22 protein-coding genes and 1 pseudogene are annotated in these 26,795 nt (G+C 43.2%); 2 read left to right on the top strand and 21 right to left on the bottom strand.

Going from position 1 to position 26,795, the window contains the following annotated elements:
- The 7 genes from LU279_RS03780 to gpr all read right to left on the bottom strand — a co-directional run bounded on the left by LU279_RS03780 (nt 1) and on the right by gpr (nt 10,067).
- Nucleotides 1–990 (bottom strand): rod shape-determining protein, encoded by a 990-nt coding sequence (locus tag LU279_RS03780; RefSeq protein WP_274421235.1) that lies wholly within the window; start codon nt 988–990, stop codon nt 1–3.
- Between the two features lie 88 nt (nt 991–1,078).
- Entirely contained in the window at nt 1,079–3,922 is a 2,844-nt protein-coding gene (gene uvrA, locus LU279_RS03775; RefSeq protein ID WP_274421234.1) for an excinuclease ABC subunit UvrA, read from the bottom strand.
- A 61-nt stretch (nt 3,923–3,983) separates the two neighbouring features.
- The gene (hemW, locus tag LU279_RS03770; RefSeq protein ID WP_274421233.1) at nt 3,984–5,216 is read right to left on the bottom strand and encodes a radical SAM family heme chaperone HemW; all 1,233 of its coding nucleotides are present in this window, start codon (nt 5,214–5,216) and stop codon (nt 3,984–3,986) included.
- The gene (locus tag LU279_RS03765; protein WP_274421232.1) at nt 5,206–5,562 is read right to left on the bottom strand and encodes a hypothetical protein; all 357 of its coding nucleotides are present in this window, start codon (nt 5,560–5,562) and stop codon (nt 5,206–5,208) included. The genes hemW and LU279_RS03765 overlap by 11 nt, the downstream gene beginning before the upstream one ends.
- 121 nt (nt 5,563–5,683) lie before the next feature.
- Nucleotides 5,684–7,492 carry a translation elongation factor 4 gene (gene lepA, locus LU279_RS03760; RefSeq protein WP_274421231.1) on the bottom strand — a complete coding sequence of 603 codons (1,809 nt, stop codon included), beginning with the start codon at nt 7,490–7,492 and terminating at the stop codon, nt 5,684–5,686.
- 168 nt (nt 7,493–7,660) lie between these two features.
- Nucleotides 7,661–9,001: a stage II sporulation protein P gene (locus LU279_RS03755; RefSeq protein WP_274421230.1), complete on the bottom strand. Its 1,341-nt coding sequence runs from the start codon at nt 8,999–9,001 to the stop codon at nt 7,661–7,663.
- 157 nt (nt 9,002–9,158) lie between these two features.
- Nucleotides 9,159–10,067: a GPR endopeptidase gene (gpr, locus tag LU279_RS03750; protein ID WP_274421229.1), complete on the bottom strand. Its 909-nt coding sequence runs from the start codon at nt 10,065–10,067 to the stop codon at nt 9,159–9,161.
- 283 nt (nt 10,068–10,350) lie between these two features.
- Between gpr and rpsT the strand changes: the two genes are divergently transcribed.
- Nucleotides 10,351–10,629, top strand: a complete 279-nt coding sequence (gene rpsT / locus LU279_RS03745) for a 30S ribosomal protein S20 (RefSeq protein ID WP_138270776.1) — start codon at nt 10,351–10,353, stop codon at nt 10,627–10,629.
- 458 nt (nt 10,630–11,087) lie between these two features.
- Here rpsT and nadA read toward each other — a convergent pair whose 3' ends face one another.
- The 5 genes from nadA to holA form a co-directional block, all read right to left on the bottom strand.
- Nucleotides 11,088–11,996 (bottom strand): quinolinate synthase NadA, encoded by a 909-nt coding sequence (gene nadA / locus LU279_RS03740; RefSeq protein WP_274421228.1) that lies wholly within the window; start codon nt 11,994–11,996, stop codon nt 11,088–11,090.
- Entirely contained in the window at nt 11,993–12,541 is a 549-nt protein-coding gene (locus tag LU279_RS03735; protein ID WP_138270771.1) for a transcription repressor NadR, read from the bottom strand. The genes nadA and LU279_RS03735 overlap by 4 nt, the downstream gene beginning before the upstream one ends.
- Before the next feature lie 13 nt (nt 12,542–12,554).
- On the bottom strand, nt 12,555–13,406 hold the full coding sequence (nadC, locus tag LU279_RS03730) for a carboxylating nicotinate-nucleotide diphosphorylase (protein ID WP_274421227.1): 852 nt from the start codon (nt 13,404–13,406) through the stop codon (nt 12,555–12,557).
- Complete coding sequence (locus tag LU279_RS03725; protein ID WP_274421226.1) at nt 13,399–14,688, bottom strand: L-aspartate oxidase; 1,290 nt, start codon at nt 14,686–14,688, stop codon at nt 13,399–13,401. The genes nadC and LU279_RS03725 overlap by 8 nt, the downstream gene beginning before the upstream one ends.
- A gap of 244 nt (nt 14,689–14,932) precedes the next feature.
- Nucleotides 14,933–15,916, bottom strand: coding sequence for a DNA polymerase III subunit delta (gene holA / locus LU279_RS03720; protein ID WP_274421225.1), 984 nt, complete (start codon nt 15,914–15,916; stop codon nt 14,933–14,935).
- A gap of 266 nt (nt 15,917–16,182) precedes the next feature.
- On the opposite strand from holA, the pseudogene LU279_RS13455 reads away from it, so the two are divergent.
- Nucleotides 16,183–16,619: pseudogene (locus LU279_RS13455) on the top strand (glycerate kinase).
- A 94-nt stretch (nt 16,620–16,713) separates the two neighbouring features.
- On the opposite strand, the gene LU279_RS03710 reads toward LU279_RS13455, so the two are convergent.
- The 9 genes from LU279_RS03710 to LU279_RS03670 all read right to left on the bottom strand — a co-directional run bounded on the left by LU279_RS03710 (nt 16,714) and on the right by LU279_RS03670 (nt 26,341).
- Nucleotides 16,714–18,090, bottom strand: a complete 1,377-nt coding sequence (locus tag LU279_RS03710) for a C40 family peptidase (RefSeq protein ID WP_274421224.1) — start codon at nt 18,088–18,090, stop codon at nt 16,714–16,716.
- 231 nt (nt 18,091–18,321) lie between these two features.
- Complete coding sequence (locus tag LU279_RS03705) at nt 18,322–19,935, bottom strand: N-acetylmuramoyl-L-alanine amidase family protein (protein ID WP_274421223.1); 1,614 nt, start codon at nt 19,933–19,935, stop codon at nt 18,322–18,324.
- A 174-nt stretch (nt 19,936–20,109) separates the two neighbouring features.
- On the bottom strand, nt 20,110–21,096 hold the full coding sequence (locus LU279_RS03700) for a diaminopimelate dehydrogenase (RefSeq protein WP_274421222.1): 987 nt from the start codon (nt 21,094–21,096) through the stop codon (nt 20,110–20,112).
- A 95-nt stretch (nt 21,097–21,191) separates the two neighbouring features.
- The gene (locus LU279_RS03695) at nt 21,192–21,326 is read right to left on the bottom strand and encodes a hypothetical protein (protein WP_274421221.1); all 135 of its coding nucleotides are present in this window, start codon (nt 21,324–21,326) and stop codon (nt 21,192–21,194) included.
- Nucleotides 21,317–21,982 (bottom strand): J domain-containing protein, encoded by a 666-nt coding sequence (locus tag LU279_RS03690; RefSeq protein WP_274421220.1) that lies wholly within the window; start codon nt 21,980–21,982, stop codon nt 21,317–21,319. The genes LU279_RS03695 and LU279_RS03690 overlap by 10 nt, the downstream gene beginning before the upstream one ends.
- Complete coding sequence (locus LU279_RS03685; RefSeq protein ID WP_274421219.1) at nt 21,975–22,820, bottom strand: DUF5685 family protein; 846 nt, start codon at nt 22,818–22,820, stop codon at nt 21,975–21,977. Before LU279_RS03685 ends, LU279_RS03690 begins: the two co-directional genes overlap by 8 nt.
- A 27-nt stretch (nt 22,821–22,847) precedes the next feature.
- Nucleotides 22,848–23,258: a hypothetical protein gene (locus LU279_RS03680; RefSeq protein ID WP_274421218.1), complete on the bottom strand. Its 411-nt coding sequence runs from the start codon at nt 23,256–23,258 to the stop codon at nt 22,848–22,850.
- A gap of 23 nt (nt 23,259–23,281) precedes the next feature.
- Complete coding sequence (locus tag LU279_RS03675; protein ID WP_274421217.1) at nt 23,282–24,484, bottom strand: class I SAM-dependent rRNA methyltransferase; 1,203 nt, start codon at nt 24,482–24,484, stop codon at nt 23,282–23,284.
- A gap of 243 nt (nt 24,485–24,727) precedes the next feature.
- On the bottom strand, nt 24,728–26,341 hold the full coding sequence (locus LU279_RS03670) for a DUF1002 domain-containing protein (RefSeq protein WP_274421216.1): 1,614 nt from the start codon (nt 26,339–26,341) through the stop codon (nt 24,728–24,730).
- Nucleotides 26,342–26,795 lie beyond the last annotated feature (454 nt).

Genomic DNA, 26,795 nt, shown 5'->3' with positions numbered 1-26,795 from the left:
TTATTCTTCCATTCTTGCTCTTACTTCAGCATATTTTCCTGTTCCCACAGCAACTACACTCATAGCGTTCTGCACAGTCAGTGTGCTGACTCCTGTTTTCCGTTCGATCAGAGCATCCATTCCCCGAAGAAGAGCGCCGCCTCCTGTAAGAACGATTCCGCGGTCAACGATATCTGCCGCCAGTTCCGGCGGAGTTTTTTCAAGAACCCCGTGTACGGTCTCTACAATCTGTCCGGTAGCGTCCTTCAAAGCCGCCCGCACTTCTTCAGAAGTCAGCTTAACGGTCTTGGGAAGTCCCGTCATAATATTTCTGCCCTTTACCTCCATAACGTGAGGGCTGGACTCTTCGATCGCCGTTCCTATTTTAACTTTTATTTCCTCTGCCATGTCCTCTCCGATAAAAAGGCTGTGAGTCTTCCGCAAATAATTCATGATGGCCTGGTCAAATGCGTCGCCTGCCACCTTGACAGATGCAGAAACCACCACGCCTCCCAGAGAGATCACTGCCACATCTGTGGTTCCTCCGCCAATATCAACGATCAGATTTCCAAAAGGCTTTGTCACATCCACACCGGAACCGATTGCTCCGGCAATTGGTTCATCCACCAGAAAAACTTCTCTTGCCCCGGCCTGATAAGTAACTTCCTCAACGGCTTTTCTCTCAATTTCTGTGATCCCGCTTGGAACACAGATACTGATTCTGGGTTTACGGAACACCCGGTTTCCCATTGCCTTTGTTATAAAATATTTCAGCATTTTTTCTGTAACAGTAAAATCAGCGATCACGCCCTGACGTATAGGGCGGATCACTTCCATATTAGAGGTCACATGGCCTGCCATCTGACGCGCCTCTTCCCCTATGGCTTTGATCTTTTCTGTATTTTTATCATAAACAACTACAGAAGGTTCCTGAAGAACAAGTCCCTTTACCGTAGAATACACCAGGCAGTTTCTGGTGCCCAGATCGATTCCGATATCACTTGCAGGCATAATGCCCTCCTTTCTGACCAGGCTGCAGCCATATTACAGTTTTTGTTCCGGAAAAATAAAAGCCTTTACCTCTCCGACAGTTCTCTGCTTACGGCTCCAGATATCTGGCCACGTACTGTCCTGTATAAGATTCCGGGATTTTTACAATTTCCTCGGGAGTGCCCTTCGCGATCACTGTGCCGCCCCGGTCGCCTCCCTCAGGTCCCATATCAATAATATAATCTGCTGTTTTGATCACATCAAGATTATGCTCGATCACTACTACTGTATTTCCGCCATCTGCCAGACGTTTCAGAATATCTACCAGTTTATGCACATCAGCAAAATGAAGGCCTGTGGTAGGTTCATCCAGAATATAAATAGTCCGTCCCGTACTTCTTCTGCTGAGTTCCGTTGCCAGCTTGATTCTCTGGGCCTCTCCTCCGGAAAGTTCCGTAGACGGCTGTCCCAGACGGATATAGGAAAGTCCCACATCATATAAGGCCTGGATTTTCCTGCGGATAGACGGGATATTTTCAAAAAATCCCAGGGCTTCTTCCACCGTCATATTCAGCACATCATAAATATTTTTGTCTTTATACTTCACTTCCAGAGTTTCACGATTATATCGCTTGCCTTTGCAGACTTCACAGGGAACATAGACGTCTGACAAGAAATGCATCTCTATCTTGATGATTCCGTCTCCGCTGCAGGCCTCGCATCTTCCGCCCTTTACATTAAAACTGAAGCGTCCTTTTTTATACCCTCTTGCCTTGGCGTCTGCCGTGGAGGCAAAAAGATCTCGGATCTGATCAAAAACTCCTGTATAGGTTGCCGGATTGGATCTGGGAGTTCTTCCTATAGGCGACTGATCGATGCTGATCACCTTGTCAAGCTCTTCCAGGCCCAGTATTTCCTTATGTTTTCCCGGAATGATACGGGCTCTGTTCAGATCTCTTGCCAGAGTTTTATAAAGCACTTCATTGATCAGAGAACTTTTTCCCGAACCACTGACACCGGTGACACAGGTCAGGATTCCCAGGGGAATATCCACATTCACCTGTTTCAGATTATTCTCTGAAGCTCCCCGGATCTTCAGCCATCCTGTGGGCTTTTTCCGCTCTTCAGGTACCGGGATCTTGCATTTCCCGCTTAAATAAGCTCCTGTTATGGAGTTTTCATTTTTCATCAGATCTTCTGCGGTTCCCATTGCCACAAGTTTTCCACCGTGTTCTCCTGCTCCGGGACCAATATCCACAACACAATCCGCTGCCCGCATGGTATCCTCGTCATGCTCTACCACGATCAGACTGTTTCCCAGATCTCTCAGACGCATCAGTGCTTTCAGAAGCTTATCGTTATCTCTCTGATGAAGTCCGATGCTCGGCTCATCCAGAATGTATGCCACGCCTACAAGACCGGAGCCGATCTGAGTTGCAAGACGGATTCTCTGGGCCTCTCCTCCGGAAAGTGTTGATGTAGCCCGCCCCAGCGACAGATAATCAAGCCCTACTTCTGCCAGAAATCCTACTCTTGCCCGAACTTCCTTCAAAATCTGCCTTCCGATCAGCTCCTGCTGCTCTGTCAGCTTCAGTTCAGACAGAAATTTTTTAAGATTTTCTATGGAAAGGGCAGTCAGCTCATAAATATTCTTATCACCGACTGTAACAGCCAGAGCTTCTTTTTTCAGACGCTGACCTTTACAGGTTTTACATGGTGTGATCCGCATAAAGGTTTCATATTCCTGTTTCATAGCATCTGAACCGGTTTCCCGGTATCTCTGCTCCACATTTTTTATCAGTCCCGGAAACGCTACATCATAAATGCCTTCGCCCCTCTGGCCTTTATAATGAACCTTAACAGAACGTCCCTCTGTTCCATGGATCAGAACGTCTTTTATTTTCTGCGGATAATCCTGGAAAGGTGTGTCCAGACTGAAATCATACTCATTTGCCAGAGCATCCAGAATGGCTCTTGTAAAGCTCCCCTTGTCCGTACATGACTGCCAGCCTGTCACTGCAATGGCTCCCTGAGAAATGCTCAGAGATTTATCCGGGATCATCAAATCTTCATCAAATTCCATTTTGTATCCAAGACCGTAGCAATCCGGGCAGGCTCCAAAAGGATTGTTAAAAGAGAAGCTTCTGGGCTCTATCTCATCAATGCTGATCTGACAGTCCGGGCAGGAAAAACTCTGGCTGAAAGTCAGAACATTTCCGTCCATGGTGTCAACCATGAGAAGTCCCTCGGCAAGATCCAAAACAGTTTCAATGGAATCCGCCAGCCTTTTTTCGATTCCCGGTTTTACCACAAGACGGTCTACGATAATTTCAATGTTATGTTTGATATTTTTGTCCAGTTTAATCTCTTCTGACAGCTCATACATGCTTCCGTCAATCTGGACACGGACAAATCCGCTTCTCTTTGCCTGCTCCAGAAGCTTGACATGGGTTCCCTTCCGCCCTCTGACTACCGGAGCCAGCAGTTGAAGCTTTGTCCGCTCCGGCAAAGACATGATATGATCCACCATCTGATCCACAGTCTGTTTTTTAATCTCTTTCCCGCACTTTGGACAATGAGGGATTCCGATTCTTGCATACAAAAGTCGAAGGTAATCATAAATTTCTGTAACGGTTCCTACTGTAGAACGTGGATTCCGGTTGGTAGATTTCTGGTCAATGGAAATTGCAGGAGGAAGTCCTTCGATCATTTCCACATCCGGTTTTTCCATCTGACCCAGGAACTGTCTTGCATAGGAAGAAAGAGATTCCATATAACGTCTCTGTCCTTCTGCATAAATGGTATCAAAAGCCAGAGAGGATTTTCCGGATCCACTGACACCTGTCAGGACCACAAATTCATCTCTTGGAATATCCACACTGAGATTTTTCAGATTATTTACATTTGCACCGCGGATTCTGATAAACTTTTTGCCTGTTGTATGTTCAGCCATTTGTTCCTCCACTTTCTATCCTGTATACACTTCGATTCTGTATCTTTTTTATTTCAGTCTGTCAGTCCTGCAAAAAATCTGACAGAATGTGATTGCTTACATGAATTCCTTTTCGCGTAAAACGCCAGAACCCACTGCTTTTTTCCATAAATCCCATAGCTTCATATTTTCTCAGGACTTTTCCGTAAATTTCATCTATTTCTTTTCCAAAACGTTCCCTGAACTCCTGAACAGAAATGCCTTTTGTCATCCGAAGTCCAAGAAACATAAACTCTTCCTGCTGTTCCTTTTCTGACAAAACAGCAATGTCACGGCGGAGCATCCGGGGATTTCTGCTGTTTTCCAGATATTCCTGCATATTCCGGGTATTGCAGAACCGGTATTCCGCCTGTTCTGGACTGCGGTATTCTTCATTGATGCACTCTCTTTCAAAGTTTCCGCTGCTCCTCTCTCCACAGAGGTGTTTCCATAAATCTTCGCCTGTAAGAGAGGCCGCGCCCAGTCCAAGACCAAGATACTCTGTTCTTTTCCAATATCCCAGGTTATGTCTGCACTCATATCCATTCTTCGCATAATTGGATATTTCATACTGTTCAAATCCATAGCTCTTCAGAATATCTGCCGTATCTTCATACATCTGATACTCCTGTTCTTCATCAGGAAGCTTCAATTCTCTCTGTGCAAAAGGAGTTCCCTCCTCTACGATCAGACTGTAGGCAGATATATGCTCCGGCTTCAGCTCTGCTGCAGTTCTCAGATTATGTATCCATTTCTCACAGGTCTGTTCCGGAATTGCTGACATCAGATCAATATTGATATTGTCAAACCCGGCAGTTCTTGCCAGTTCATAGCTTTCCAGAAATTCTTCATAGGTATGAATTCTTCCAAGAATCTGAAGTTCCCTGTTATCTGTTGACTGAAGCCCCAGACTGAGACGGTTGATACCGGACGCCCGGTATATTTCCAGCTTATCAGAAGAAAGTGTACCGGGATTGGCTTCTATGGTGATCTCCGCATTCTCAGAAAACTCAAACTTATCTCTGAGCGCTGTCATAATCCGCTCCATATCCGGAGCATCCAGAAGAGACGGAGTTCCACCTCCTGTAAATACAGAAACAATTTCTCTGTCCAGGTCATCCGGAAGCGCCTGAATTTCTCTAAGAAGAGCCTCTGTATATGCTTTCCTGTTCTCTGCTCCGAAAGGGCCGGAAAGAAAGTCACAGTAATCACATTTTTTCACACAAAAAGGAATGTGAAGATAAAGTTCCAGAGGTTTTTTCCCTTTATTCCTCAATGATGTCCTCCTGGTCTGCTGTGTCGCCGCCGTTATCAGTTTCCTGGTCGGAGTTTTCTGTGTTTTCCGTGTTCCCGTCTGTTTTGCTGTCTGTTTTTTTCTCTTCTGCCTTACCTCTGTTGATCAGATATTCATTTACCATGGTGATATTCCCATTTTTTACAACTGCATCCTGATCTATTTTATCCGGTTCAGGCGAAGGCGACGGCTCAGGTGTGATACTGATCTTCAGAACCTGCTGAGTGGCAGGATCCTTTTTCTTTTTGCCGCAGCCACATCCTGCCATAAACACACAAAGCAGAAGCACAGAAACGACAACCAGCTTTCTTGCTGTATTTTTTTTCATTTCCTATCTCCAATTCTGACAGGTTCAGACCTGTTCAGATTATTCACGTTACTGTTCAATCTGTTCGCATCCCTGTAAACAGTAACCTGTTTGTCACTGTTCTTGTCCTTCACAGAATTTCTTATTTCTCATCCAGCTTCAGGACACTCATAAATGCTTTCTGAGGAATTTCCACATTTCCTACCTGACGCATACGCTTCTTTCCCTCTTTCTGTTTTTCCAGAAGCTTTTTCTTACGGCTGATATCACCGCCATAGCATTTTGCAAGCACATCTTTACGCATGGCTTTAACCGTTTCTCTGGCAATAATCTTGCTTCCAATCGCTGCCTGAATAGGAATTTCGAAAAGCTGTCTCGGAATTTCTTCTTTCAGCTTCTCGCACATTTTACGTCCTCTTTCATAAGCAGTTTCTGCATGGACAATAAAGGAAAGAGCATCCACTTCTTCCTTGTTTACAAGGATATCCAGTTTCACAAGCTCGCTGCGCTCATAACCGCAGAGATCATAATCAAGAGATGCATATCCTCTGGATCTGGATTTCAGGGCGTCAAAGAAATCATAAATAATCTCATTGAGAGGCAGTTTATATTTCAGGAGCGCACGAGTTTCTTCCATATAATCCATGCCGAGATACTGTCCCCGGCGTTCCTGGCAAAGATCCATGATCGCGCCGATAAATTCCGTAGTTACCATGATCTCAGCGTTTACCATAGGCTCTTCCATATATTCAATTTCTGAAGGATCCGGAAGATTGGACGGGTTGGTAAGTTCGATCACTTCGCCGTTTGTTTTATATACCTTATAAATAACACCCGGAGCAGTGGTAACAAGATCCAGATTATACTCTCTCTCCAGTCTCTCCTGAATGATTTCCAGATGAAGCAGTCCCAGAAATCCGCATCGGAAACCAAAGCCCAGAGCCACAGAAGTCTCCGGTTCATAGAACAGAGAGGCATCATTTAACTGAAGCTTTTCCAGCGCATCCCTGAGATCTCCGTATTTGGCGCCGTCTGCCGGGTAAAGGCCGCAGTAAACCATGGGCTGAACTTTCTTATATCCCGGAAGCGCCTCTGCACACGGTCTGGATACTTCAGTAACAGTATCACCTACCCGGGTATCGCTGACATTTTTGATACTTGCTGTAAAATATCCTACCATTCCCGCAGACAGCTCATCACATGGAATGAAACGTCCGGCTCCGAAATATCCAACTTCCACAACTTCTGTTGTAAAGCCTGTTGCCATCATTTTTACTTCTGTGCCTTTCCTGATCCGTCCGTCCATCAGTCTGCAGAATACAATAACACCTTTATAGGAATCATAGATGGAATCAAAGATCAAAGCCTTTAACGGAGCATCCGGATCTCCTTCCGGCGCCGGGATCTTCTCCACGATCTGTTCCAGTACATCCTCAATATTCAGTCCTGTTTTTGCAGAAATCCTTGGTGCATCCTCTGCCTCCAGTCCGATCACATCCTCAATCTCACTGATAACACGATCCGGCTCCGCACTTGGAAGATCGATCTTGTTGATCACCGGAAGCACATCCAGATTATGTTCAAGAGCCAAGTAAACATTTGCCAGTGTCTGAGCCTCGATTCCCTGGGCAGCGTCTACCACAAGGATTGCTCCGTCACAGGCCGCAAGGCTTCTGGAAACCTCATAATTAAAATCCACATGTCCCGGTGTATCAATCAGGTTAAAGATATATTCTTCTCCGTCCTTTGCCTTATATACAATACGGACTGCCTGGGATTTAATAGTGATCCCGCGCTCCCTTTCCAGATCCATGTTATCCAGGATCTGCGCCTGCATTTCCCTCTGTGTCAGAAGTCCTGTCTTTTCAATAATACGGTCGGCAAGTGTGGACTTACCATGGTCTATATGTGCAATAATGCAGAAATTACGAATCTTGCTCTGATCTGTCATTCCGCAGTCTTCCTCCTCTTATCTCAGTGTATTTTCATTATATCGTGCCCCATTATAGCATATCTGCCCTCATCAAGTCCAGTTGTCAGCCCTGCTTTCCGAAGCCTTTCCCCGCAGTATATGCCACTTATTTTTCTGTTTTTATTATACAAACATACGTTCACATTTTCAAGACCTATTTTTATTTTCCCCTGTCAAAACTCTGTTCAGTATATCAGCAAAAGGTTCCATTGCATTTTTGACCTCCTGAACTGTATTTGTCTGAGCTCCGGCTTCCAGAAGGACTGCTCTCCTGCAAAGATGCAGATTATATCTTAGTCCGGACAGATAAATCCCCCTGTAAAAATCCGGATAATACTGCGCAGCCTGGTATTCCATCTGAAAAGAAAAAGCAAGATTATCCTGTATGTATGGATTTGGCAGATAATCTACCGGTCCGCCTGACACCGTGTAACTGAGTCCGTTAAAAAACATAATCTGCGCGGTAGGTTTGCCGTTGATCTCTGTTACCAGATGGCGTTCCTCCGCCACACCGTCCCTGTGCAGATCTATTACTACTTCTATAGAAGGATTTTCTTTCAGGATCCGCTCTATATAAGGCCGGGCATAGTCATAGGCTTTATTTCTGTCCAGCACACCTTCTGCAAGGTCAAATTCTTCTGTTACATGAAGAACCTGATATCCATAGGTTTCTGTAAGAATTTGTGCCAGATAATTTCCCACCCCCACAATCGAATCCTCCACCACGCCTTCTCGGGAATCTGCAAAAGCTTCCTGAGTGTGACTGTGATAAATCAGAATCTGAGGTACCTGCGGATCCTTTTTTACAGTTAGATCATTGGCAAAAAATTCTGCGGCATTCAGCTGTTCTGCACTGGTGGACGTGCCTTCGTCCACAATAAAAAAATTATTCAGCAGATAATCATAATCTGCCAGAGCCTCCGGTGCCAGATCAATAACAGGAGCAGGCTGTATCTGTGCAAGAGCAGGCTGAGCAGTCACAACCGAACCGGCTTCCTGGTTCACATTCGAGTCTGATGCGGAACCTGACGGCGGACCGGCTTCCTGATTCACATCTGGAGTCGATGTGGGAACCATCTCTTTCTCAGAGTTTTTCCGTTCTCCGGCCGTCTGCTGCTCCTGAGAATGCCTGTCCGATTCTTGTGGTTTTTCTTCCTGATTTTTATTTTCCGTCAGATCCGCTTCCGATTTGCCTTTTTCTTCTTCATCAGCTGTCTCCATTCTTCCCTCCATAGCATCGCTGCCTGACTGAAGATTTTCCGCTTTCATCATATCAGCCAGGTATTTTGCATTGCTTTCTACAAGTTTTTCATATGTTTCCGGATCCTCTCTCTGAGGAACACTTCTTGCCTCTTCCTCCAGAAAGCAGTAAAGCGGCAGCTGCCTGTACACATTTCCCCGCAGAAAAAACGGTCCCGGAACCAACAGCAGAACCGCAAAAAAGAAAACACTCAGAATAATACAGGATACTTTCTGGAGCTTTGTCATGGAATCACCTCTTTCAAAGAATCCTATGACAAACATGATATGATTATAACCCTGTATTTCCGGAAATATATTACTGTTAAATTCTTTCTCAATAATATATTTCGGATCATTTACGGCATCCGCATACTTTATGCCTGCAGAAATCTATCGCTTTTCATCAAACTCCCGAAAAAGCCATATTCAGTCCCTCTGATATAGTAAAGCTTAAGTATTTAACAGTTTCATCCACATCCTTTGGCGTAACAAACATACTGTAAAGGTTTGGTGCGATCATTTCCTCCAGAAACTCTTTCTGCTCCTGTTCTTCCAGCGCGTCCAGAAGATGTTCCATAGAATCATGGACAATGGTCGCCGCATCTACTACTGTGGGAACTCCGATTCCAATGACTTTTACCTGAAGATTTTCTTCAGTAAGTCCAATCCTGTGATTTCCTACCCCTGAACCGGGATGGATACCCGTGTCCGTAATCTGCACCGTTCTATTCAGTCTTCGGATGCTGCGGGCTGCCAGAGCATCCACTGCAATCACAAGATCCGGTTTTGTCTCTGCTACCACACCCATTACAATTTCAGAAGTTTCCATTCCCGTCTGAGCCATAACTCCCGGGGCAAGTCCGCTGACCCGGTGCAAAATTTCCTTTTCCGTGCTTTTAAGTCCGTATTCTCTGATAATATGACGGGTCATTCTGAGGTTATCTATCACATGAGGTCCAAGGGCATCTGCTGTAATAGCCTGATTTCCCAGACCTACCACAAGAACCGATGTCTCCCTTTTCAGATTGACAAGTTTTCTCAGATGGCGCGCAATCTCTTCTGAGATTTCCCTGTGATAATCCTCATCAGAAGCCGAAAGATCAGGCGCTTCTATGGTAATATAAGTTCCCTGAGGCCGTCCCATAGCCTTCGCTCCGTTTTCTGTGGTTATTTTTACAACCGTGGTTCGGATATCCCTCTCTTCGTCATATTGTTCTTTCACTTCCACTCCCCGAAGCTCCGTACTTCCCTGCGAAAAACTTTCCGTTGCTTCAAGAGCCAGATCGGTTCTGATTCTGCTGTTTCCTAACATTTTTCCCTCCATACCTGTAAATAATATTGGTAGTATCTTCTTTTCCGCTATACACCCAGTTTGGTCCGATGTCATACAAATAATACTCTCATTTTCCCGTAACATCTGAAACAAATTCCAGCGTTATACTGTGTATAAAGCAATTAAAAACTCTTTTTCTATAAGATTTACATTTTTATGAGAATTATGTATTGACATTCCAGAATATGTATACTAAAATAAATAAGCATGTTTACAGGAGCGCCCGTGTCTGTTCCTGTAGCAATTTATCAAAAAACTCGAAATGGAGGTGTCCACATTGGCTAACATTAAATCTGCAAAGAAAAGAATCTTAGTAAACAGAACTAAAGCTGCGAGAAATAAGTCTATCCGTTCTGCTGTTAAAACTTCCATCAAAAAGGTAGAAGCTGCAGTTCAGAATAACGACAAGGCTGCTGCACAGGTTGCACTTAACGAGGCAATTGCTACAATCAGCAAAGCTACATCCAAAGGTGTTTACCACAAAAATAACTGTGCAAGAAAAGTTTCCCGTTTAACAAAAGCCGTAAACAACATCGGCTAATAGAAACGCCTTTTATTTTTAATTATAAGCTTATAATTAAAAAAGACAGTCACAACCGTCATGTGACTGTCTTTTTATGTATTTGCCCCCTCTCCCATCTATAATAATCTTATAAGATCCTTTTTCATCCCTCTGTCAGTTCTTTTGTTCCACTACAAAAAAATACGTCTTCAAAATTCCCTCAGGCTTTTCTGTCGTCATAAGAGTTACCAGGCCACACCGAAAACCATCAGCAGCATCCCTGCCGCAATCGGCAACGCTGTAAATAAAATCTTTTTTTGATTTTCTTATCGTAATTACCTTTTTAATCTTTTATTTGTAATTTTACGTCTGAGTATTATATCTGTAAGTGATAAATATTATTTTTTATATGTTCGGAAAATTTCCGGTTCCGTTTTTCCAGACAACAAAAGGAAGCGCTTTCGCACTTCCCTTTGCCATATATAAATATATATTTTTTATTCAACCATTTTTCTGATGCATCTTCCTGCGCCTTCCATTATTTCCTGCGAAAGCTCGATTTCTTCTCCAGCAGTTCCTCTCAGGCAATTATAAACATCCATTAAAGTAGTAACTTTCATGTCCATGCATGTAAGAGAAACAGACAAAGGATAAAACTTTTTGTCCGGATAGGAGAACTGCAGATGTTCTACAATACTGTTTTCTGTTCCGATAATAAATTCTTCTGCATCCGATTTTTCTACGTACGCCATAATTCCTGTTGTAGAACCCACATAATCGGCCTGCTGCGTCACCTCCGGACAGCACTCCGGATGCACAAGAAGAAGGGCGTTCGGATGAGCAGCTTTTGCTTTTTCTGCCTCCTGTCCGGTAATCCTCTTATGATGCGGACATCCTCCGTCATAAAAAGCAAAAGTCTTTTCCGGAAGCTGTTCTGCCACAAAATGTCCAAGATTAGGATCCGGAATAAACAGAATCTTGTCATTATCAAGCTTTTTACAAATTTCCAGTGCAGAAGCTGAGGTCACACATACGTCGCACTCTGTTTTCAGCTCTGAAGTGGTGTTTATGTATGCTACAACCACATAGCCTGGATATTTCTTCTTCAGCTGGCGGAGACTCTGAACATCAAGCTGCTCAGCCATAGGACAGCCTGCTGCCGGATTTGCCAGCCAGACTCTTTTATCAGGATTCAGAATCTTGCAGGTTTCAGCCATAAACCGAACACCGCACATGATCATGCCGCTGCAGTGACTTTTTGTGGCTTCTACGCTTAATCCGTAAGAATCTCCTGTATAATCCGCAACCTCCAGAATCTCATGTCCCTGATAGGCATGTGCCAGAATACAGATGTTTTTTTCTTTTTTCAGGCGAATGATCTCTGCCTGTAACTCCGCTACTGTCATCTTATGTTCTCCTTTTTCTCTTTCTTTTCCCAGGGCTGCAAAGGTGCCAACAGTCCTGCGTTCTCCAGCTGACGACCGATCAGATCCAATCTCTGCTGACTTTCCGCTTCCACTAAATGATAATGATAACCTGAAGTGGCGTTGCTCAGAACTGTAGAATGACTGCTGTTCAAAGCTTCTACAAATTCCGTTACATCATGCCTGGAACGAATATCCATTTCTGCCGAAACACGTCCATATACACGATGGCTGATGCTGATATTTTTGACACGTCCTCCGCAGTCCACGATCAGATTCAGTTCCTGCGCTGCCTGTTCCTGGCTGTGACGAACCTTAAATTCTCTTGTACAGCTATTTTCCTGCTGTATGGTATAACCCTTTGTAGTGGAAAGGATTCCCGGTGTTGACGCTCGTATCACCGCCATATCCTGAACGATCACCTGACGGCTTACGCCAAATTTTGCCGCAAGTTCTCTGGCTGCCACCGGAAAATCCGAGCTCTGAAGCGTTTTCAGAATCTCTTTTCTCCTCTCAGAGGTATTCATGCTTTCCCTCCTCTCAGATCGCATGAAGATTTTTCATGGAAATATCAAGAATCGGAGCAGAATGAGTAAGTGCGCCGCTGGAAACATAATCAACGCCCACCTCACGGATTCTGGCAATATTTTCTTTTGTGACATTTCCTGAACATTCTGTCTCCGCTCTTCCGTCAATAAGCTCTACTGCCTCTTTCATCTGTTCCGGAGTCATATTATCCAGCATAATAATATCAGCTCCTGCCTCAACAGCCTCTTTTACCTGTTCCAGAGATTCTACCTCGATTTCAATTTTGCGGACAAAGGGAGCGTAGGCCTTTGCCATGGTAACTGCTTTTGCAACGCTTCCTGCTGCGCCGATGTGGTTATCTTTCAGGAGCACTCCGTCAGAAAGATTGTATCTGTGATTGTTTCCTCCACCTACACGCACTGCATATTTTTCAAACACACGACAGTTAGGGGTTGTTTTTCTTGTGTCCAGAAGGGTAAGATTGCTTCCTTCAAGAAGTTTTGTCACCTCTCTTGTATAGGTAGCAATTCCACTCATTCTCTGAAGATAATTAAGAGCCACACGTTCGCCGGAAAGAAGCACACGGATATCTCCTGTTACCTTTGCAAGGAGCTGTCCGTTTTTTACTTCCTCTCCATCTTCACAGAAAAATTCAATTTCTGTTTTGTCATCAAGAAGTGTAAATACCCTTGCATAAACCTGAAGACCTGCCATCACTCCGTCCTCTTTGGCAATCAGGTCAACCGTTCCTTTCTGTGCCTTTGGCATAACAGCATTTGTAGAAACATCCTCACTTGTAATATCTTCTCTCAGAGCCATCATAATCAGCTCGTCTGCCTGCATTTTCATTGTAATTTCATTCATGACTTTTTTTCATCCTTTCAATTTCATTTAAAATCACTGTACGGTATCCCGCCATAAGATTTTCCCGGTCCTCATATGCCTTTCGGTCTACTGCGCCGGCCCGGCATGGCTCCGGCTTTTTCCCAAACAATATATCATCAGCTGCCCTTCTTGCAAATACAAGAGATTCCAGAAGAGAATTGCTGGCAAGACGGTTCTTTCCATGAACACCATTGCAGCTGGTTTCTCCGCAGGCATAAAGTCCCTGCATGGAGGTTCTGCTTCCCAGATTGACTTTAATTCCTCCCATAAAATAATGCTGGGCAGGAACTACAGGAATCGGTTCTTTTCTTACATCAAAGCCTTCCTCCAGACATCTGCTGAAAATATTGGGAAAGTGCTTCATAATCGCAGTTTCTCCCAGTGGTCTCATATCCTCCCAGACAAATTCTGTATCCTGCTTTTCCATCTGAGAAAAAATCGCCTGACTCAGAAGATCTCTCGGCTGAAGTTCATTTGTAAAACGCTGACCGTTTTTATCATAAAGATAAGCGCCTTCTCCTCTTACTGATTCCGAGATCAGGAAACGTCTTCCGGGCTTTTGGGAGTACAAAGTTGTGGGATGGATCTGTATGTAATCAATGTTTTCCAGCATAACTCCATGCTTCATGGCAATGCCTAACGCATCGCCTGTAATATGCGGAAAATTTGTAGAATTCTTATACAGACCGCCGAGACCTCCGCAGGCAAGTACCACATAAGGAGCGCGGATTTCGTAAATTTCATCCTGTTCGTCCATGGCGACAACTCCGCCGCAGATATTATCTGCGGAAATCAGATCTACCATTGTCATATATTCAACAATTTCAATATTTTCTCTGGTTTGTGCCTGAGCCAGCAGTTTCGAGGTGATCTCTTTACCTGTAATGTCCTTGTGAAAAAGGATTCTCGGCTGAGAGTGAGCGCCTTCTCTGGTAAATTCCAGATCTCCTTTTTCATTTCTCTCAAAATCCACCTCTCTCATCAGAAGATCCCGGATAATACTGTTGGAACTTCTGAGCATCAGATCCACTGCCTTTTTATTATTTTCATAATGTCCGGCCCGCATGGTATCCTCAAAATAATCTTCGTAGTCATCCTCGCCTCTGAGCATACAGATTCCGCCCTGAGCCAGAAAAGAATCAGATTGATCTGCTTCCTTTTTTGTGATCATCAGGATATTCTTTCTTTCCGGAAGGTTCAGGGCACAATAAAGGCCTGCTGCACCGGTTCCCACAATGATCACATCATAATATTCTTTCATTTTTTCCCTCGCACCCCACAGCTGCCATTTGCCGACACCTGAGCGGTTTTCTTTACATAATCTTTGGATATTCTTAACATTTTTTTGCAAGTATACCACCAAACTTGATAGGTGTCAAGACACCTGTAAAGGACATAAAAAAGCCGCGCTTTCGCACGGTTTTTTATATATTTTTATTCACTCTTTGATTTTCTTTTATAAAATACTTCTCTGTGTTCCATCTTATTTTATCAAGACAGTTTTCTCACCGCGCAGAACTGTATTTTACGATCAGAAGCTCCACACTCAGCACATCCTGAAGCCGCCCTGTTTTCACAGCTTCTTCTGCCTCCACAAAATCTTCCTCTGCTTTCCGAAGTTCTTTCGAAGAATAGGAACGGGCGCAGGCAGAAATATTTCTTGCAACAAAGGACGGCACCCCTAATCGGGAAGCAATTTCCGGCTGAGCCACTCCCTCCTCTGCCATTTTTTTTGCCAGGAAAAGCTGGTGAAACTGTTTTGCCAACAGAAAAAGGATCCTCATGGGCGGTTCTTTCAAAGTCAGCAGATCATAATACAGCTCCAATGCCCGTTTCTGGTTTCTTTCTGTTACTGCGCGTACCATGTCAAAAATCTTGTTTGCAGTCTGGGTGGTACACACTGCCTCAATATCCTCTGATGTGACAATGTCCCGTCCCTGAGTGTAAGCGATCAGCTTTTCCAGCTCCATACGGATATTTCCCATATCGGTTCCTGTTTTTGTAAAAAAAAGTTCCATATCTGAGGTTCTGATTTTCCGACCTTCTTTTCCCAGAATTCCTGCCGCCCAGCGCATCAGAGATTTTTCGTCCTGTCTGGCAAATTCCGTAATACGTCCGCAGGCTTTTACAGCCTTATACATACGGCTTCGCTTGTCCACTTCCTCTTCTACAAAGATCATTCGTATATAATCAGGAAGTGTTTTCATGTAATCAGCAAGTTCTTCACATTTATTCTTAAAAAATCCGGAGTTTTCCACAAGTATCACCCTGTTCTCTGCAAAAAAGGGCATGGTTTCACAAAGGTCGATCATTTCACGGACCTCTATTCCCTTCCCTTCATATCTGGTAAAATTCATGGTATCTCCATCCGGATTCAATGCCTGTATCAACTTATCCTTATACTGTTGTCTGAGATAAGCCTCTTCTCCAAACAAAAGATACGCCTGTTTAAAATTTCCTGTTTTTAAGTCTTCCTGTAAACTTTTCAAGTCCGAACTCCTTTATGTTATGTAAATGCCACATCTGAATTTTGAGCGATATTATGAACAGTAACTGTTTCTCTCTGATTCTTTTTATAGGCTCTGATTTCTTTTATTATACAAACAATCCATATTTATCGCAAGAATAACAGTCTTTATATTCTCCCTGAACACAAAAAATCCCGGATATTTTTCTTTTACAACATATACCTCAGATTTTTCCCGTGGTAAAATGCATATATAAAATTCACGTATACTCGCAGGAGGATTTCAATATGAAAGTTGTTGCAGTGAATTCTTTTAAAGGAAGTATGACTTCCATGGAAACCGGAACTGCAGTAAAGGCCGACATTCTGGCTGCGCATCCTGATGCAGAGGTTACTGCTGCTCTGACCGGAAAAGCTCATTCACTGGCAAAGGGTGCCGGGGTAGCCGGCGGACTTGGATTTGCTTTTTTAAGTTATCTAAACGGCAGGCTTACTCCCGGCGTCCAGCTGCTTCTGAATGCAATTAATCTGGAAGATAAAATAAAAAATGCAGATATTGTAGTTACCGGAGAGGGGCAAATGAAGCATCAGCCTGCAACCAGGCGGGTATTGATGCTTTCTTTCCCATAGTAAGGGGAATCACCACTCTGAAAGAATCCATGGATACAGAAACCGCAAAATATAATATGCGCTCCAGTGCAGAACAGGTTTTCAGGCTTCTGTAAACAAGAACAGTGAACACACCTGACAAAACAAGGGTACTGAAAACTTATATTTTCAGTACCCTCACCATAAATCATATCTTAATTATATTTACTATTACACCAGACGTCTTACAGACAGAATGGTTCTGTAGGTTGCATCATTACTGATCTTAATACCGTCTTTTGCATTGGATGCATGTACAATTTTTCCATCGCCCATATAAATTGCAACATGTCCGCCATAGCAGATCAGGTCACCTGGCTGCGCATCAGCATAAGAAACCTCTGTTCCTGCATTCTGCTGCTCATAGGAAGTTCTAGGAAGGCTTACACCAAAGTTTGCATATACACTCTGTACAAACCCGGAGCAATCTGCACCGTCAGTAAGGCTTGTTCCGCCCCATACATATGGATTTCCTACAAACTGTGTTGCAAAATCAACTACCGCAGAACCTGAGCCTGAGCCTGAACTCTGGTAATCTTCCGGATCTACTGTATTATCACTGTCAATTACATTTCCGTACTCATCGTACTCAACTTCCCCGTCACTTTCCTCTTCGTCTGTAACAGAGTCAGGATCGATTTCATTTCCCTCTTCATCGTAAAGAGTTTCACCGTTTTCCAGAGCATCTTCAGCGTCTACTTCGTTGCCCTCTTCATCATAAACAGGTTCTTCATCTTCTTCTGATTCTTCAGCTTCCTGACGAGCCGCCTCTTCTGCTGCTGCAAGCTCTGCCTGACGTCTTGCCTCTTCCTCGGCTGCGATTCTCTCTGCTTCAAGCTGTTCAATTTCTGCCTGCTGCTGCTCGATCAGGGCTGCATACTCATTTGCCATCTGCTGAGCGTATGCAATCTCATTATCACAGTCCGCAGAAACTGCTCTTCTCTCGTCAATTGCAGTCTGAAGGTTTACTGATTCAGCCTCATATTCCTGCTTCATTCCTTCCAGTTCTGCTTTTTCCTGCTGGTATTTATCACCAAGCTTAGTTACCTGCTCAATTGTATTTGCGTATTTTTCAAGGCTCTGTCTGTCATAATCATACATCTTCTGTGTATACTCAGCTTTTGTAAGAAGCTCGGAAAGATTCTCTGCATTTACCATCATCTGGAACCATGCATCATTTCCGCCTTTCTCATAAAGATACTGAATACGCTTTTTCATAGCTTCATACTGTTTATCTTTTGCATTCTGAGCTTTCTGAAGATCTGACTGTGTCTGCTCGATATCGGCCTGCTTATTGCTGATATCTCCTTCCAGAGTCTGAATGGAGACCATGACATTTACAAGATTCGCGTCCAGTGTAGCAATTTCGTTCTGAAGCTGCTCCTTAGCTGCATAAAGCTGATCGATCTGGGAATATGTAGCATCAAGCTGTGCGCTTGTCCATGCCTGCTCATCTCTCAGCTCTTCCTCTCTGGAAGCGCTTACAGTAGTAACCTGTGTGCCCATCATCATAACTGCTAACATCAGACATACAATTCGTTTTTTCATGTTTCTCACCTCATATAATAAACAAGTTTTGTAACATTTGCGAAATATTTTTCTTAAGTTCTTTTACATATTAACATAAGCTTTCATTGATTGCAAGAGGAAATTGAGAATTAGTTTAATATTTTGTAATATTTGTTAATGATTGCGAAACAGAATCCTCAATTTCTCTCTAAAAAAAGGAGATGCTTCATAAAGAAACATCTCCCTGTAAGTCACTATATTTACTTTTCTTTAACTGAACAGATCTGCCAGAATCTGATCTGCTGTTTTGTACTTATATCCGTTTGGATCATTCAGAGTAGAAGAATTCCATCTGAAATAAGAACCTCTTCGAATATAGTTACCTGATGAAGTATGATAGAAGTCAGCTCCCATCTTCTGATATCCAGGAAATTTCGTCATATACTTCTTCGCCAGCGAAATTGCCTGACTGGAATAATCACCATTCGGTGTAGGAGTTCCGGAAATCTGTACACCGGCATTCGGTGTAGAGTGAAGAATCACCGCACTCTTATCACTGCACTGTCCAAGGATAATCCAGGTATGTCCATCATCAAAACCAATATCGCCCGGATACAGCTTGTATCCTGTCCTGTTCAGATAATTCTGATTGTAAACCTGACCCCAGCCACGTCCTTTATAGAGGCTTCCGATTTCTCCTGACACAACAGTTGAATGGGTTCTCATTGTCTGATAAGTTGACCAGCCTACATAACCGGAACAGTCAAGTCCTTTAGAGCGATTGCTTTCACTGAGATCATCATAATTATGATAATCATAGCTGCTGTTCTGACTGTTAAAGAAAGAAGTCCATTTGGTACTGATTCCCTTTCTGGTAGCATCACTGTAATTATGTCCTCCACCCCAGATATAAAGAGTTCTTCCTACTGGCTGTATTGCATTAAGCAGATAATTCTTCACTGTTCTCGATGCTGAAGGAGCCGGCGGTTCTACAGGACTGTCTACTTTTCCGGTCAGTTTACCAGTTTCATCAAACGTATACGTCACACCGTCAATGGTATGTGTTCCTGTAACCATTTGGAATGTTTTCGGATCAAAATATCTCTTTTCAGACCCTTCTGTTACCCATCCGCCCTGGGCAATTCCTGTCTTTTTGTCAAAATAATAATATTTGCCATCGACAGATTTTCTTCCTTTATACATCACGCCATTAGATGTATGGAAAAATCTCTTTTCACCCTTGGATGTATTTATCCAGCCTTTTGCCATCTTATAGGTGCCGCCTCGAAAATATCTTGTATTTCCATTGGCTGCTGTAAGAAATCCACTTTTGGCAGCTCCTGAGTTCCCATCAAAATAATAGGAATCACTTCCTATTGTTTTCAGGCCTTTATACATCACTCCGTTACTGGTATTAAAGTACCATTTCTGTTTCTTGGAATTTGTCATCCAGCCCTTTGCCATAATGTAATTGCTTGGCTGGAAATATCTTGTATTTCCATTGGCTGCTTTTAAGAACCCTGTTTTTGCCCATCCGGTCTTCCCATCAAAATAATATGAATTTCCGGCTATCGTTGTAAGGCCTGTTTCCATAACACCTGTCTTCGGGTCAAAATATCTGCATCTGCCGTTACTGATCTTATACCAGCCCTTATACATTATTCCGGTTTTAGCATTAAAATAATATTTATTTCTTCCGATTGTAAGCCAACCTGTTACCTTTTTTCCATTTTGGTAATAATATGTGTTTCCTCCAATCGTCTGAAAGCCATTCCTTGCCGCCTGAACTTCTACGGTAGTGGAATGCATGGAAAAGCCGGCTGCAAATAGCATCAGCCCCAGCAAAATCCCCCAGAATTTCCAGCGTTTGCATACCTTATTCATAAATATTTCCTCTTCCTGGACTTTATTTTTTACAATCTTGTTACAATATTGTGTAATTATTATATCTCAACTTTTTCCATGCGTCAATATTTTTATTACATTTTGTAAAATCAGCCTAAAAAAAGAGCAAAGCCTTTGCAACTTCACTCTTTTGTAAAATTTTTTATTTATTTTTTAAAGGAGATGTTTTCGTAATTCTGCTCCATCCATAGCGCTCAAATATGCCGGTGCAACATCAAAAACGGTTTTGCAGCCTTTCTGTCCTTCCTGACTCATACGATGTGCGGCTCTTGCATACGCTACGATCACAGAAGAAGTAAATTCCGGATTAGAATCCAGTTTCAGGCTGTACTCGATCACATGTTTGTTTTCATTGTTCCATCCGGTGCTTCCTGTACGAATAACAAAACCGCCATGAGGAATTCCGCTGTGATCACGTTTCAGTTCTTCTTCTGAAATAAAATGTACTGTTGTATCATAATCAGCAAAATAGTTCGGCATGGTCTTGATCTCCTGCTCAATACGAGCCAGATCCGCGCCTTCCTCTGCAACAACAAAACATTCTCTTGTATGTTTCTGTCTTGTTGTCAGCTCAGGATTTTCTCCGTTTCTTACAGATTCCAGAGCAGCCTCTACCGGAATTGTATACTGTTTTCCGTCTTTTACTCCGTCAATTCTTCGAATTGCATCAGAATGGCCCTGGCTTACACCCTTGCCCCAGAAGGTATAATCTTTTCCGTTGGTAAGGATAGCGTTTGCATACATTCTGTTCAGAGAAAACATTCCCGGATCCCAGCCTACAGAGATGATTCCCACATGACCGCTCTCTTTTGCCGCTTTATCCACATTTTCGAAATGCTCCGGAATTTTGGCATGTGTGTCAAAGCTGTCCACAACATTGAACCACTGTGCATATTTAGGAGTCTGTACCGGAAGATCTGTTGCGCTTCCGCCACAGATGATCAGAACATCAATTTCGTCCTTCATACTCTCTGCATCATCTACATGGCAGACCTTTGCTGTCTCTGTAAGGATTTTTACGGTTTTCGGATCACGACGTGTAAACACTGCCGCAAGTTCCATGTCAGGATTGTGTTTTACTGCACATTCCACACCTCTTCCCAGGTTGCCATATCCCATGATTCCAATTCGAATACTCATAATAATTTCCTCCTCATTTTTTCTGCTTATATATTAATCTTCCAGAGGAATAATGTCAATTTTTTTCTTTTGCTCCCGACAAAATTTATGCCATGTTAATTGTTGTTCACTCCGGTCACAACAGCCTGGATAAAATGTCTTCCATTTTCTCTCAGGTAATAGCATTTTCCCCACATTATGCTACCTTTTGCAATCACTACAACAGACTGTACTGTTTCTGTCAGCAGCACATGATCCCGCTTCCCGGACAGCAGCAACTGCAGGCAAGATTTGCCATCAGACATTTCATACAGAGATCATTTCCTGCTGTAGGCATTCCACCAAAGGGATTCTGCTGTTCCTGATACCAGTTTCCGCCGCCTTCCATACGCTGAAGCATCATACGGTATTGCATATTATCAGGCTCCAGACGCACAGCCTCACGAATATGGTTCATGGCATTTACATTATTTCCAAGTCCCATATTTGCAACTGCTGACAGATAATACCACTGAGCATTCCTCTCTTTTAATGAGGACAGAACATTCATTGCCTCCTGATAATGACCGCTCTGAACGTAATTGGAAGCAGCCTGTCTGCGAATGGCCTCCTCATCCTGATAGCCGGTGTTACTCTGGTTTCCGCCATAGCCTCCAAATCCGCCAAAACCTCCATATCCCGCATTTCCGCCATATCCATAATTTCCCGTGGAACCGTATTCCCGTTCTTTCATGATCTGATCATAAGCCTGCTGAATTTCTTTAAACTTTTCCTCAGCCTGGTCCTTATTGGGGTTATTGATATTTGCATCCGGATGATATTTCCGGCTGAGCTTTCTGTATGCCTTTTTTATTTCCTCATCAGATGCATCTCTCGATACACCCAGAATACTGTACGGATCAAACATGTTCTTTCTCCTGTTTCTTCTTCCTTTGCTCTGAAACTGCCTCAAACCGACACCACACGCCGGAATACAAAATATTTCGCAGAATATCCGCATATTTAATAATAGGAAGCTTTTCAAATTCCCGGCACGTCTCAGCCATCATCATGATCAGTATCTGACGCACACGTTCCTGGAACCCTTCCATTATATAATCCTGAGCAAACGGATTGTAATTTCCTTTTTCCAGATCCTCCTCAACATCATCATAGGCATCCATCAGATAGATAAATTTTCCCAGATAAAATCCCATTCTCCTTAAGGCAGGTTCCCATTCATCCTCCCTCCAGGCGAGAATCTCCTCCATGATTTTCCCAAAGCATCCGGATATTTTATCTATATCCGTTTCTCCCGCTTTCTCCATGGCAGAAATCTCGTTCAGATGTTTTATAATGACTGCCGTCTTTTTTCTCCAGAGAGTTTCCGCCTTTTTGTCCTTATTTTTCAAAAGTCTGCTGTATGCCAGTCTGGAAAGCTTTTTTTCGTCCTTCCAGTCGTCCACACATTTGTAATAAGCAAGAAAGACATTCATATCAGCCGCATATTCTGTCACTTCATTTTTGCGTACCGGCTGCTTTCTTACCGGGTGGACTATACAACGACTTGTTCCTTTTTTGGTAGGCGGTTCATATAAACCACTGAGAAGCAGGATCACAAAAGTCATATCATAAGTCAGTGTGATCTGACCTGAGATTCCATAGCGTTCTCTCAGTTCTCTGCACAATCCGCAGTAAAAGGACCGATACAGATCATAATCTTTAAATTTTATTTCCGGCCGGTTCATCACCACATATCCAAACATAACTCCTCCTGCTTATCCTCAGGCTTTTCAGCTGTTTTTAATAAATTTTGTATGACACTTGGGACAGTCGATCTCAATTTTTCCTTTTCCCCTAGGGATCCTGATCTTCTGTCCGCAGCTGGGACAGGTATAAATATGATGCGTTTTTCTCTGTTCCATCATATTTTTTTCTTTTCTGAAACGCTGTCTGATCTTTGCTGTCATGGAAAGATATTTCTGATTTTCCGCATAGCGTTTCTGGATATTTCTGGAAAGCATACGAAAATATGTATAAATGATCGCAGCCAGACCTACTGTATTCAGAATCGCTCCCATAGTGCTTCCGTTACGGAAAAAAATAGAAACCACAATGCATACCAGGGCAACTCCCATGGTAAACCGCGCAAATCCATCTACACCATAGCGTCCTTCCATAAATTTTATAAACTTTTCTTTCATGTCAATGCATCTCCTGTCTTTGCTTATCGTTCACTGCATACCTGAAAAATATAAAACTTCAGATAATAAGATTCATCAGATGCCCATAAGATCGGATGATCCGGAGCCTGGGTTCTGTATTCTACCTGACGCAGTCTCTTATGCGCGCTGCGCGCAGCCTGTCCGATCGTTTTTGTAAAAAGCTCGTAGGTCATAAAATGCGAGCAGGAACAGGTTGCCAGAAATCCGCCGTCTTTTACAAGCTTCATGGCTCTCAGGTTGATCTCTCTGTACCCTTTCACCGCATTCTTTACAGAATTTCTGGATTTTGTAAAAGCAGGTGGATCCAGAATCACAACGTCAAACTTTTCTCCTCGTTCCTCCAGCTCAGGAAGAAGTTCAAATACATCCTCACAGATAAACTTCACCGTACCGTCAAGTCCGTTCAGCTGCGCATTGGCAGACGCCTGATCTACAGCAAGCTGAGAGGCGTCTACTCCGGTTACTTCACTGGCGCCTGCAATTCCCGCATTCAGAGCAAAAGATCCTGTATGGGTAAAGCAGTCCAGCACTTTTGCATTTTTGCAGAGCTTCTGGATCGCCAGACGGTTATACTTCTGATCCAGGAAAAATCCTGTTTTTTGTCCGTCTTTTATATCCACCTGATACCTTACTCCATTTTCTTCGATTTCTACCAAAGTAGGAAACTCCGGTCCGATAAAGCCCTTATAAAGCTCCATTCCCTCCTGGCGTCTTACCTTGGCATCGCTTCTCTCATAAATTCCTCTGACAGCTACACCGTCTTCTTCCAGAACTTTTTTCAGAAGTTCCAGTATCTGCAGTTTCAGCCGGTCAATTCCCAGGGCAAGAGACTGAACAACAAGTACGTCCGAAAATTTGTCAACAACAAGTCCGGGAAGAAAATCAGCCTCTCCGAAAATCAGCCTGCAGCTTCCTGTATCTGTTACCTTTTTTCGATATTCCCAGGCGTCTCTTACTCTCTGCTCAAGAAATTTCTCATCAGTCTTCTGATTTTCATCCCGTGTGAGCAGTCTTACTGTAATTTTGGAGTTTGTGTTAATAAATCCTCGTCCCATAGGATATCCGTCAAAATCTCTTACCAGAACAATATCTCCATTGACAAAGCTTCCCATCACAGAGGCTATCTCGTTGTCAAACACCCACATTCCGCCGGATTTCAGGAGACGTCCTTCCCCTTTTTTCAGCGTTACTACTGCCAGACTCATGTATTCTTCTCCTTTCGGAAATATATTTTCACTGTATTCGTCAGCATTTCCATTTATTGTAGCACACACAATCTGAATTTTCCAGTATTTCTGCCAAGACACAAAATAATCACATTCTTCTCCTGATACACAAAAGACCCCAGTATTATTTCTAATACTGAGATCTTAATCTGTTGTGTTAATTTATGTTTTCCCTGGGCAAAACACCCTTTGCCCTATATAACAGGTCTGCTGTCTTTAGGATTATTCAATTACTTCTTCCTGTGCGGTTTCAGCAGAAGTGTTACTCTCTCCATACAGCTTTTCAAAGAATTTCATAGTATCACTGTAAAGCGCCTGTCTTGTTTCCGGTGTTTCATTTACCAGAATGTCATCCTCAGCCGGATCCAGTTCTATACTGAAGATCAATCTCATTTCCGCATTAACCATGTTCAGCTCTGCAGAGAGATATGTGTCTGTATCAGCCGGAATATAACTCATTCCTCCGTCTTTCAGAACCTTGATATAGGATTTCAGTACCTTCTGAGTCAGCTCTGCACCGATTTGCGGATCGATTGTAGCTGATGCCATGGCATCCTGCCCCATTACACTATGAAGAGAATCAATATCTCCCTCATACTCTCCCTTACAGAAGCTTTTTGCCTGTTCAAAGGATGCCTTGGCTTCTTCACTTAAAGAATCTGTATTCAGAGGATCTTCTGCTGGATTTTCCTCCGGTGTTACACTCATATCATCCTGAGCGGTTCCGTCAAGAACAGTTTCGTCTTCTGTAGTTTCCGGAGCTACAGCCATGTCATCCTGGGCGGTTCCGTCAAGAACTGTTCCGTCCTCTGTGGCTTCCGGAATTCCTGTTTCTTCATCAGTCCCGACATTCTCTCCTTCCTGAACATCTCCCATAGTTTCTTCCTGAAGACTCGGATCCTCTGTGAAACTCTCTTTAATATCTTCTCCAAGAGCATCCGGATCTACATTTTGTGTAATGTCTTCTCCATCTGTACTGTCTTCATCCACGAAACCATCATCTTCAACTACGCCATCATCCTGAGCGGTTCCATCAAGAACCGGTTCATCAGAAGCTTCTTTATCCAGATTCTGCTGGATGTTTTCCAGAGTTTCTTTCATCTGTTCAATATCATAACTCTGCTGCGCGATCTCCTGAAGAAGAGCGACGATTGTTTCCAGTTCCTCCTGGCTTAATGTAACATTATTCTGAACAGCAATATTATTTACAATATTGTAAATCTCGTCTGCGTTCTGGACATTTTCACCAATGATCTGAAGTTTTGCCTGGTTAATGATATTGGTTGCATTGTCATTTCCTACCTGCTGTGCAAGATCACCGGTAACAACAACCTCTTTTGTGGCAAGATCTTTTTTGGTACTGTCCAGTTTCTGTCCGCTTGCGCTTTCATACGCCATGATCACACCTGTCAGGGCGCCTGTACCGGATACTTCATAAGGGCATGCTGCAACAGCCTCACAGTTGGTTACTCCTGCAGTGGAAAGAGCATTGGCGATCATATTTCCTGTTACGTAATTCAGATTGGCAGTGCGGACTTTGATTCCACCTGACTGTGTAGGTTTTACATAGGCGCAGCTCAGAGTTCTGGTTCCGATCTGCTCCAGCGGAATATAATGTCCCAGATGTTCCCTTTCATCCTTATTGGTGATAGTAAGGATCTGAACCTGACTGGCATCTGTTTTAAAATAACGCATCATGGTGTCCTTCTGATCCTGTGTAAGGTCTGCACCAAGTGTTACAACTTTGGCTGAATCTGCCATGGCCGGAACCGCTCCTCCGGCTGTCAGACACAAGCTGCAAAGTAATGCTGCGATCACACTTCTTTTTTTCATCATCCTGTCCTCCATTTTATAAAAATATTCTGTTATCAACTGATTTTCTTATTTTTCTGTTCAGTCCGAAGAATCCGGATCTGTTATGAACCCTATTATAGCATACATTTTGGTATATTTGTATTCCATATTTTCTCACAGCTGTCGTGTCCCGTCAAAGCCGCCATTTCTAATGTAGCATACGGTATTGATCTCCCTCTGCAGAATCATCTGCACATAACATGATATCTTCCTGCTTATTACAAAATATCATTCACATACAACTGGATACCTTTCCGTTTATTGCAAAATATCATCCTCATACAGCTGGATATCTCCCTGCTTATTACAAAATATCATCCTCATACAACTGGATACCTTTCCGTTTATTGCAAAATATCATTCGCATACAACTGGATGCCTCTCTGTTTACGCCAAAACACCCCACACTCTGTGATAATGCGACAACTTACAATCT

The sequence above is a fragment of the Blautia sp. XA-2221 genome, assembly GCF_028767025.1.
In the GTDB taxonomy this organism is placed as follows: Bacteria; Bacillota; Clostridia; order Lachnospirales; family Lachnospiraceae; genus Blautia_A.
The sequence above is the reverse complement of the archived record's forward strand: the minus strand, read 5'-3'. Positions and strand labels throughout refer to the sequence as shown.